Origin of the sequence: Candidatus Enterococcus avicola, from assembly GCF_047470845.1 — a bacterium.
Taxonomy (GTDB): domain Bacteria; phylum Bacillota; class Bacilli; order Lactobacillales; family Enterococcaceae; genus Enterococcus_D; species Enterococcus_D casseliflavus.
Genome location: NZ_JBLGTY010000043.1, coordinates 1 through 10,044, shown reverse-complemented (window position 1 = coordinate 10,044; position 10,044 = coordinate 1). Strand labels below are relative to the sequence as shown.

At 34.8% G+C, this 10,044-nt stretch carries 10 protein-coding genes and 3 pseudogenes; 11 read left to right on the top strand and 2 right to left on the bottom strand.

Translation table 11 applies throughout. The features are described 5' to 3' along the window. Both ACI3E5_RS17340 and ACI3E5_RS17335 read left to right on the top strand, forming a co-directional pair. Positions 1 to 568, top strand: a 568-nt coding sequence (locus ACI3E5_RS17340; RefSeq protein ID WP_498822133.1) for an aminoglycoside adenylyltransferase domain-containing protein, incomplete at its 5' end; no start/stop codon positions are given. 217 nt (positions 569 to 785) lie between these two features. Then, positions 786 to 1,037 carry a hypothetical protein gene (locus ACI3E5_RS17335; protein WP_002294510.1) on the top strand — a complete coding sequence of 84 codons (252 nt, stop codon included), beginning with the start codon at positions 786 to 788 and terminating at the stop codon, positions 1,035 to 1,037. Between the two features lie 50 nt (positions 1,038 to 1,087). On the opposite strand, the gene ACI3E5_RS17330 is transcribed toward ACI3E5_RS17335, so the two are convergent. After that, positions 1,088 to 1,546, bottom strand: coding sequence for a hypothetical protein (locus ACI3E5_RS17330; protein ID WP_002325145.1), 459 nt, complete (start codon positions 1,544 to 1,546; stop codon positions 1,088 to 1,090). 61 nt (positions 1,547 to 1,607) lie between these two features. On the opposite strand from ACI3E5_RS17330, the gene ACI3E5_RS17325 reads away from it, so the two are divergent. The 3 genes from ACI3E5_RS17325 to lnu(B) all read left to right on the top strand — a co-directional run bounded on the left by ACI3E5_RS17325 (position 1,608) and on the right by lnu(B) (position 4,976). Then, the gene (locus ACI3E5_RS17325; protein WP_002294511.1) at positions 1,608 to 2,192 is read left to right on the top strand and encodes a recombinase zinc beta ribbon domain-containing protein; all 585 of its coding nucleotides are present in this window, start codon (positions 1,608 to 1,610) and stop codon (positions 2,190 to 2,192) included. A gap of 442 nt (positions 2,193 to 2,634) precedes the next feature. Beyond that, entirely contained in the window at positions 2,635 to 4,119 is a 1,485-nt protein-coding gene (gene lsa(E), locus ACI3E5_RS17320; RefSeq protein ID WP_002294513.1) for an ABC-F type ribosomal protection protein Lsa(E), read from the top strand. Between the two features lie 53 nt (positions 4,120 to 4,172). Next, positions 4,173 to 4,976 (top strand): lincosamide nucleotidyltransferase Lnu(B), encoded by an 804-nt coding sequence (lnu(B), locus tag ACI3E5_RS17315; RefSeq protein ID WP_002294514.1) that lies wholly within the window; start codon positions 4,173 to 4,175, stop codon positions 4,974 to 4,976. Between the two features lie 308 nt (positions 4,977 to 5,284). On the opposite strand, the pseudogene ACI3E5_RS17310 reads toward lnu(B), so the two are convergent. Further along, a pseudogene (locus tag ACI3E5_RS17310) lies at positions 5,285 to 6,586 on the bottom strand (ISL3 family transposase). Positions 6,587 to 6,774: 188 nt separating this feature from the next. Between ACI3E5_RS17310 and ACI3E5_RS17305 the strand changes: the two are divergent. The 6 genes and pseudogenes from ACI3E5_RS17305 to ACI3E5_RS17280 all read left to right on the top strand — a co-directional run. After that, positions 6,775 to 6,861, top strand: a pseudogene (locus ACI3E5_RS17305) (site-specific recombinase); the annotation flags it as partial. A 142-nt stretch (positions 6,862 to 7,003) separates the two neighbouring features. Next, positions 7,004 to 7,228, top strand: coding sequence for a helix-turn-helix domain-containing protein (locus tag ACI3E5_RS17300; protein WP_000205227.1), 225 nt, complete (start codon positions 7,004 to 7,006; stop codon positions 7,226 to 7,228). Between the two features lie 14 nt (positions 7,229 to 7,242). Continuing rightward, positions 7,243 to 8,112 carry a nucleotidyltransferase domain-containing protein gene (locus ACI3E5_RS17295; protein ID WP_071661597.1) on the top strand — a complete coding sequence of 290 codons (870 nt, stop codon included), beginning with the start codon at positions 7,243 to 7,245 and terminating at the stop codon, positions 8,110 to 8,112. After that, a complete protein-coding gene (locus tag ACI3E5_RS17290) occupies positions 8,093 to 8,827 on the top strand; it encodes a class I SAM-dependent methyltransferase (RefSeq protein ID WP_000662263.1) in 735 nt (244 codons plus the stop codon). The genes ACI3E5_RS17295 and ACI3E5_RS17290 overlap by 20 nt, the downstream gene beginning before the upstream one ends. Positions 8,828 to 8,859: 32 nt before the next feature. After that, entirely contained in the window at positions 8,860 to 9,768 is a 909-nt protein-coding gene (gene ant(6) / locus ACI3E5_RS17285) for an aminoglycoside 6-adenylyltransferase (protein WP_139896888.1), read from the top strand. Further along, a pseudogene (locus tag ACI3E5_RS17280) lies at positions 9,765 to 9,968 on the top strand (streptothricin acetyltransferase); the annotation flags it as partial. The gene ant(6) and the pseudogene ACI3E5_RS17280, both read left to right, overlap by 4 nt. Between the last annotated feature and the right edge of the window lie 76 nt (positions 9,969 to 10,044).

The following is a 10,044-nucleotide window of genomic DNA, read 5'->3' as shown; positions in this document are numbered from 1 at the left end:
TGTGATATTTCCTCCAGTGTGTTTTCTTATATTTTACACACCTTATCTTTTCTGTCTAGTTAAGTGTAGCCTATTCAAATTTATGTATGGCGAGTGGCTAAGAGAGCAGTTTGAAAAGGGAGAAATTCCTGAGTCGACTTATGATCCGGATTTAGCAATACTTTTAGCACAACTAAGAAAAAATAGTATTAACCTTTTGGGACCAAAGGCAACAGAAGTAATTGAGCCTGTGCCAATGACAGATATTCGAAAAGCAATTAAAGAATCGTTGCCCGGGTTGATAGCTAGCATTAACGGTGACGAACGCAATGTGATTTTAACTTTAGCCAGAATGTGGCTGACAGCATCTACTGGTGAAATTCGCTCAAAAGATCTGGCAGCTGAATGGGCGATACCTCAATTACCCGATGAGCATGCTACTTTACTCAACAAAGCGAGAGAGGCTTATTTAGGAGAGTGTGTTGACAAGTGGGAAGGAATGGAATCTGAGGTGGCTGAACTCGTTAATCATATGAAAAAGTCTATAGAGTCTTCCCTTAATATCCAATTACCTTTTCGAATAGTTTAAATATAACAAAGACTAGTTGTTAATGTGCATTATTGATTGCTTCGATATGTTCCCCCATATATCAGTTTCTTAAAAAATAATCAAAATACCGTTGATACGTTCCCGCGAACGAAAGGGTTAAAAATCAGCTTAAGACATCAATGCCATCAACTAGAGCCACGTTGAGACGTGTGTTTTATTGTCCCACAAAAGTGCAGACGATTTTATCAGTGTAAAAATGGAGTACGCAGACGACCGAAAAATCCAGCCAGATCGTATCACCTACAGGCTTATTCAGGAGTATATCGAAGAAAAGTACGGCTTCAAAGTTCACACTGCAAACATTGCAGAGGTCAAAAGAAACTTAGGCCTGCCGATGTACGACGCACCAAACGCAGTTGAAGAACTAAAACGCCCATATAAACCAGCACCAGAATATAAAGTAGAAGCTATTAAAGACGCATTAAGGCACTTCAAGGTCATAGATTAAAGTAAAGTACCCTTTCAGCAGATCATTACTGTTGAGAGGGTCTTACTTTTTCAGAAGCCGGCCAATGTAAGGATAGCCCTACAAGATTGCGGGTCTTTCTCTTCGAGCCATGTTTCCAGATTGCTTATAGCGATATCCTTTTGAATATGGATGCTCTCTTCAAATCGATATTCGATTGCACATGTAAGGATATCAACAGGTTCATCAAGAACCTTACCGCCAAGAACTGGGTATTCGTCAATTACAATCCAGTCAGGTGGGAGACCATCAAAGAGAGCCTGCGGATACAATTCCCTAAAGTGAATCTCAATTTCCATAGCTTCGATCTCACCTTGTTCTTTATCTGGGTAACAAGTGGCATAAGATACATCGAAGCCTCTAGTGAGCAGCATCTGAACGACATTGATGAGTTCAATATCAACAGGAATGGTCTTATCGGCGCATTTACAACAAGGCTTCGACCAAATTTCACTGTATAGCTCTAAACATCGTGGACACATCGTCATCATACAATCACTTCCTTCACCAGTTTATAGAAAGTAGTTCTTTTAAGATTAAGTGCCTGCATAGTTGCAGTTGCAGTTTGCTCGCCAGTGCGGTGATATTTACCGCCGGGTACACTGGAATAACCGAGGTTACAAGTCTATTGTTTGGAGATGCGTCAGCCGTTTGGAGGAAAAAGGATCTGAATGTACTGCCCCTACCATAAACGAGGAAACATTGCAGACAGCAGTGGTCAAGGCTATTAACGAACTTTTGGCTAACAAAGAACCCTTCCTCCAGGCGTTGCAGAAAAACATAGCTACTATACTTAATGAAGAAAATGATAATGCCACCAATGATATTGATAGCAAATTGGAAGAATTACAACAACAGCTTCTTATCCAAGCAAAATCCAAGAATGACTATGAAGATGTGGCTGATGAAATCTACCACCTTCGAGAATTGAAGCAAAATGCACTTGTTGAAAATGCAGAGCGTGAAGGAAAAAGGCAACGAATCGCTGAAATGACTGATTTCTTTAATGAACAATCCTGTGAGTTAGAGGAATATGATGAGCAGTTAGTAAGGAGGCTTATAGAAAAAGTTACGGTATTTCATGATAAGTTCGCCGTTGAATTCAAATCAGGAGTCGAGATTGATGTAGAAGGGTAATCTTTAGAAAGAGAACAGAAGAATTATATTGGATTTTTAAAGATAATATGATATAATAAAACGACTTGGAGGTGGAAGAATGTATAACTTTTCTTGCTAATTATATGATGCATAATAAGATATTTAAAGAAACGGCTATAGAACCGTTTGTTTTGTTATGCAAATTGCAAGAAAGTTAAGTATTCTACACTCAATAATACATTACAGTAACCTTATGTTATGTATAACAAAAGGTAATAATAGTATTTGTTTTTGAGCCGTAAGAATTTACTTTCTTGCGGCTTTTAATATTTGTAAAAGAAAGGAAGATAAACGTGATAGACAATGATACTATGTCATTCATGACAAAATCCTTGCAGAGTTGGATAACATTATAGAGTAATTAATGCCGAAAACCGACTTTGCTTATAAAATTTTTATAATGTAAAGGAGGAAGAAATATATGTCCTTAATAAATGTTTCAAATCTAACTTTTTCATATGAAGGAAGTTATGACAATATTTTTGAAAATGTAAGTTTTCAGATAGATACAGATTGGAAACTCGGTTTTATTGGAAGAAACGGACGCGGTAAAACTACTTTCTTAAATTTACTGCTTGGCAAATATGCGTATTCCGGCAATATAAGTTCTACAGTTAAGTTTGAGTATTTTCCTTATGATGTGGAAGATAAGAGTCTATATACAATTGAAGTAATGAAGAGTATTTGTACGGAATGTATGGATTGGGAGATTTTTCGTGAAATATCATTGCTTGATGTTCAAGAAGATGCTTTATATCGTCCGTTTAATACATTGTCAAATGGTGAGCAAACGAAGGTCCTTCTTGCAGCTTTATTCCTTACAGCGAGTTGTTTCCTGCTTATTGATGAACCTACAAACCATCTTGACATCGATGCACGTAATGTAGTGCAAAACTATTTGAAACGCAAGAAGGGGTTTATTTTGGTATCTCATGATAGAAGCTTACTTGATCAATGTGTTGACCATATACTATCTATCAATAAAACGAATATCGAAATCCAAAAGGGAAATTTTACTTCTTGGTGGGAGAACAAAACGTTACAAGATAATTTTGAACTGGCAGAAAACAAGAAACTCCTTAAAGAAATAGGAAGGTTGTCTTATGCAGCAAAACGTAGTTCAAACTGGTCAAATAAAGTAGAAAAAAGTAAATATGGAACAACAAATTCTGGTTCAAAACTGGATAAGGGTTATGTTGGACATAAGGCTGCAAAAGCGATGAAACGTGCCAAAAATATTGAGTCAAGACATCAGGAAGCCGTTTTACAAAAATCAGAACTGCTCCACAACATTGAACAATATGATGACTTAAAAATTTCACCACTTGAATTTCACAAAGAGTGCTTAATAGAAGCGAATGATTTATCATTGTCTTATGGAGATAAAGAAGTATGCAGTAATCTTAATTTCAGAGTCAATATTGGTGATAGAGTTGCCATTATCGGAAAAAATGGGAGTGGTAAGTCTAGTATCCTAAAATTGATTAATGGAGATGATATTAAATTTACCGGAAATTTTATGCTAGCAAGTGGACTAAAAATTTCTTATATTTCGCAAGATACTTCATATTTAAAAGGTAATCTATCTGAATTTGCCTATAATAATAAGATCGATGAAACTCTATTTAAAACGATTCTTCGTAAACTGGATTTTAATAGAGAGCAGTTTGATAAGAACATGGTGGATTTTAGTGCTGGTCAGAAAAAGAAAGTACTAATTGCTAAAAGCCTTTGTGAAAGTGCACATTTGTATATATGGGATGAGCCATTGAACTATATTGATATTTTTTCACGTATCCAAATTGAAAAAATGATTTTGGAATATTGTCCTACACTATTGTTTGTGGAGCATGATGATGCTTTTTGCAATAACATTTGTACGAAAAATATTAATTTAGGTTTGTAGAGATTTTGAGTTGCCACAATAACTAAAAGATATTTACATGAAAGGGTGAAGAAATGTTAAAACAAAAAGAATTAATTGCAAACGTTAAGAATCTTACTGAGTCAGATGAACGAATTACAGCTTGTATGATGTATGGATCGTTTACCAAAGGAGAAGGTGACCAATACTCTGATATAGAGTTCTATATATTTTTGAAAGATAGTATAACCTCGAACTTTGATTCATCCAACTGGTTGTTTGACGTAGCTCCGTACTTGATGCTTTATAAAAATGAGTACGGAACAGAGGTAGTTATTTTTGATAATCTTATACGTGGGGAATTTCATTTCCTTTCTGAAAAAGATATGAACATAATCCCCTCGTTTAAAGATTCAGGTTATATTCCTGATACGAAGGCTATGCTTATTTACGATGAAACAGGGCAATTAGAAAATTATTTATCAGAGATAAGTGGTGCAAGACCAAATAGACTTACTGAAGAAAATGCTAATTTTTTGTTGTGTAATTTCTCTAATCTATGGTTGATGGGAATCAACGTTCTAAAAAGAGGAGAATATGCTCGTTCATTAGAACTCTTATCACAACTTCAAAAAAATACACTACAACTTATACGTATGGCAGAAAAAAATGCTGATAATTGGCTAAACATGAGTAAAAACCTTGAAAAAGAAATTAGCCTTGAAAATTATAAAAAATTTGCAAAGACCACTGCTCGATTAGATAAGGTAGAATTATTTGAAGCCTATAAAAATTCTTTGCTATTAGTTATGGATTTGCAAAGTCACCTTATTGAACAATACAACTTAAAAGTTACACATGACATTTTAGAAAGATTGTTGAATTACATTAGTGAATAGGAGAGTAACGTTATTCACAGTATTGGGTACTGAAAATTAACAGCATACCTCAGTTTTTCAAAAAACAGCGAAGCCTATGGATATGTTCCCGTCTACCGATAGTGCAAAAAGTGTCGTGGATATGTTTCCGAGAACGGACATACACAAATGACATTCATTCTGTCCTCTCAATCCATATTGAATGTGTGACTGTTTTAAGTAAGTAAGGAAAACATAAAAAAACGGGCTCTTTGTCAAATCGGACTGATGAGACAAATATTGAAGATGATGAATTTGAGAATTTTCTCAAATTCATCATCTTTTTTTAGTTATTCAATTGTGACAAGGTCGTTTATCATAAAAATTCTTATCTTCATATTACTAAAAGATTTGAAGCCATAAGATACTCTTTTTAATATCTTAATATGAGTATTTTTAGCTTCTATTTTTCCGTTAGAATACTTATACGTTAAGCATTACGAATCCCTTCTTCATAATTAATCAGATTTTCAATCTTCTGTTTAAATAGTGGATCTAAGGTAGTCGGTAAGTTCTTTAATAAATCAAAAAATGAGTCTGGATCTTTATTTCTAAAGTGATAGGTTAATAATTGAAACACGCCATAGGCTTCTTTTAAGTCTGTAGAAAATGATAAAAGACGATCAATCATCATTGATTCTGTTAGAGGGGGAAACTTAGGTGAAGGAAAGCTTCTCCAATTTTTATATTCTGAACTAGAAACAGTCATTTGATTCTTTAATAGGTATTTCCAATTTACTTTTAGCTTATTGGCTTCAGAACGCTGGTGATTCTTTATTAATGCTTTCATTTCCCTGACTCTAAAGTCATTAAAAGCTTGGTTTAAGTGTTTAACGATATGAAACCTATCAATGACTAAAGCTGCACAAGGAAAGATTTTTTTAGTTAACTGAAAATAAGCCGCATTCATATCTGTCACTAGAAATTTTACCTGTTCTCGTTTCTCCTTGGGAGAACGATTGAAGTAATTCATTAGTTTATCAAGTCTACGACTAGGAAGAACATCAACCAGTTCACCGGTTTCACCATTGGCACAAATAAAACTCATTTTATCTTCATAGGTGGCATGAGATCTGAATTCATCAACCATTAGAACTTTTGGAAAAGAGCGTGGTTTAAGCGTTTCAGGTAAATGTTTTTCAACAGATTTAAGGACCCTTATAACGGTTGTGAGTGATACATGACATATCTTAGCGATAACGGTCATTGATATTTTTTGAGTTAATAATTCTAGTATTCTAAATGTCATGAATCGACTAATAAAACAATTTTCTTCAACGATAGAACATTGAGTTGTCCAATGTTGATGGCAGTTTTTACAAAAATATCGTTGTTTTTTTAGCTTTAAAATAGTTGGAATATTTTGATATGATTCCAAACGAATTGTCACTTCTTTTTTCCCATTTTTTACAATGGTTTTCTTTTCATCTGCATCGTTCGCATGAGACTGACAATACTTACAGGCCGTAAGCTTAGGTGAGTAGGTACCAGTGATAATTAATGTGTTCACACCTTTGTATTTTCCTTCTTCAACACAAGTTAAATTTAAATCTTTCTTTAATTCGCAACATTTTTTTGATATGATTAGTCATGACATGTCGTCCTTTCTATTTAAGATTTTGGTTGGTACTTTAATTTTACTAGATAGACGACATGCTTTTCTACTTAAATAAACTAAAATAGAACTGATGAATCAAAAAATGATTCATCAGTTCTATAAATTATAGAGCCTGAATTTATCCGCAAAAACAAATTCCGCACCTTAGAATATGATGATAAGCTTGTAAGGAAGATAATCCAGAGCGTTACAGTGTATGAAGACCACTTCGTCATAGTCTTCAAATCTGGCATCGAAATGGAAATATAAAAACCCAAAGTAAATAGCCCATGACTCTACAGTAGAGTTGTGGGTTTTCTTTTGCTTGCTGATTATAATAATATTTTAATAACTATTGTGTTTATCAATCAAATGGTTTACAATATTCTTAGCGTAAACTTGGAGGTGCTGTATGACTACGGCAGAAATGATTAAAGAACTGTGTGAGCAAATGAATATAAGTGTTTCCGAACTTGCTAGACGTATTGGCCAGACTCCACAGAATTTCAATAAAAAATTACAACGAGAAACAGTAACCTTGGATGAGTTGAAGGCCATTGCTGATGTGCTAGGTGTCAAGTTTGTGCAGGCATTTATTTTACCAGATGGAGAAGAAATAAAAATATCTAACGAATAAAGGAGGATGTTTATATGGTAGGTAATGTTATTCAAATAGTAACAGAGAAATTATCATCTTTGCCTTTTATAGAAGGCATCGTATTAGGGGGCTCACGTGCAAGAGGCACCCATACAGAAAATTCTGATATAGATATCGGAATCTATTACAATTCAGACTCATTTGACCTGACAGCGATTAATCAAATTGCTACAGAATTGGATGATAAAAATAGAAACAACCTTGTTGTGCCTCCCGGAGCGTGGGGTGATTGGATTAATGGCGGCGGATGGTTATTTATAAATGGGTATCATGTTGACTTGATTTTACGTGATATAAAACGGGTAGAACAAATAATCAAAGATACGGAGCAAGGAATTGTTACTGCCAATTATCAGACCGGGCATCCCCATGGTTATATAAGTGCAATGTATCGTGGAGAATTAGCGATTAGTAAAATACTATATGCTAAGAACGAAAGCTTATGCGAATTAAAAAAGCAGGCAGAAATTTACCCTACTGCTCTAAAGAAAAGCTTGATGAACTTTTTTATATTTGAAGCTGAATTCTCTTTAATGTTTGTAAAAGCAAATGCGGGGGTAGAGGATAAATATTATATTGCAGGCCATGTTTTTCGTATTATTTCATGCTTAAATCAAGTACTATTTGCATGTAATAATGCTTATTGTATCAACGAAAAGAAAGCTATAAAACTGCTTGAAACTTTTGAACATAAACCTGAAAAATATACCGAGAAGGTAAATCATATTTTTGAAGTACTCGGTATCTCACTTTTTGAATGCTACGATATGACCGAGAAACTTTATAAAGAAGTGAATGAAATTGTATCGGAGATAAATAACTTTTTAAACGAGGAGAGTTCAGATGAAAGAAAACAAATATGATGATAATATATTTTTTCAAAAATACAGTCAAATGAGTCGCTCGCAGAAAGGACTGGCTGGTGCGGGAGAATGGGAGACTTTGAAAAAGATGCTACCTGATTTTAAGGGTAAGCGTGTGCTTGATTTAGGATGCGGCTATGGATGGCACTGTATATATGCGATGGAAAACGGTGCTTCCTCTGTAGTAGGTGTTGATATTTCTCATAAAATGCTCGAAGTAGCAAAAGGAAAAACCCATTTTCCACAGATTGAATATGAATGCTGTGCCATAGAAGATGTGGATTTCCCAGAGGAGAGCTTTGATGTAATACTAAGTTCGCTTGCGTTTCATTATGTAGCAGACTATGAGAATTTAATAAAAAAGATATATAGGATGCTGAAGGCTGGTGGCAATTTAGTTTTTACAGTTGAACATCCTGTTTTTACTGCTCATGGAACACAAGACTGGTATTATAACGAAAAAGGAGAAATACTGCATTTCCCGGTGGACAATTATTATTATGAGGGCAAACGGACAGCTATGTTTTTGGAAGAAAAGGTTACAAAATATCATAGAACACTGACCACATATCTAAATACACTGCTTTCAAATAGTTTTATAATAAATCAGATTGTGGAGCCACAGCCGCCAGAGAACATGATGGATATTCCGGGGATGGCGGATGAAATGCGACGCCCAATGATGCTGATTGTATCGGCAAAAAAGAAGATGTAATAATATAGAAAAAATAAACGAGGAGTATGTAAATGAGATCAGAAAAAGAAATGATGGATTTAGTACTTTCTTTAGCAGAACAGGATGAACGTATTCGAATTGTGACCCTTGAGGGGTCACGCGCAAATATTAATATACCTAAAGATGAATTTCAGGATTATGATATTACATATTTTGTAAGTGATATAGAACCGTTTATATCTAATGATGACTGGCTTAATCAATTTGGGAATATAATAATGATGCAAAAGCCGGAGGATATGGAATTATTCCCACCTGAAGAAAAGGGATTTTCCTATCTTATGCTATTTGATGATTACAATAAAATTGATCTTACCTTATTGCCCTTGGAAGAGTTAGATAATTACCTAAAGGGCAATAAATTAATAAAGGTTCTAATTGATAAAGATTGTAGAATTAAAAGGGACATAGTTCCGACTGATATAGATTATCATGTAAGAAAGCCAAGCGCAAGGGAGTATGATGATTGCTGCAATGAATTTTGGAATGTAACACCTTATGTTATTAAAGGATTGTGCCGTAAGGAAATTTTATTTGCTATTGATCATTTTAATCAGATTGTTCGCCATGAGCTGCTGAGAATGATATCATGGAAGGTCGGCATCGAAACAGGCTTTAAATTAAGTGTAGGCAAGAACTATAAGTTTATTGAAAGGTATATATCCGAGGATTTGTGGGAGAAACTTTTGTCCACCTACCGGATGGATTCCTATGAAAACATATGGGAAGCATTATTTCTATGCCATCAATTGTTCAGGGCGGTATCCGGTGAGGTGGCGGAAAGGCTTCATTATGCCTATCCGGAGTATGATAGGAATATAACAAAATATACCAGGGACATGTATAAAAAATACACTGGTAAAACCGGCTGCCTGGATAGCACATATGCCGCTGATATAGAAGAGAGGCGGGAACAGTGATTACAGAAATGAAAGCAGGGCACCTGAAAGATATCGATAAACCCAGCGAACCATTTGAGGTGATAGGTAAGATTATACCGAGGTATGAAAACGAGAATTGGACCTTTACAGAATTACTCTATGAAGCGCCATATTTAAAAAGCTACCAAGACGAAGAGGATGAAGAGGATGAGGAGGCAGATTGCCTTGAATATATTGACTGAATAGGCTACACTTAACTAGACAGAAAAGATAAGGTGTGTAAAATATAAGAAAACACACTGGAGGAAATATCAC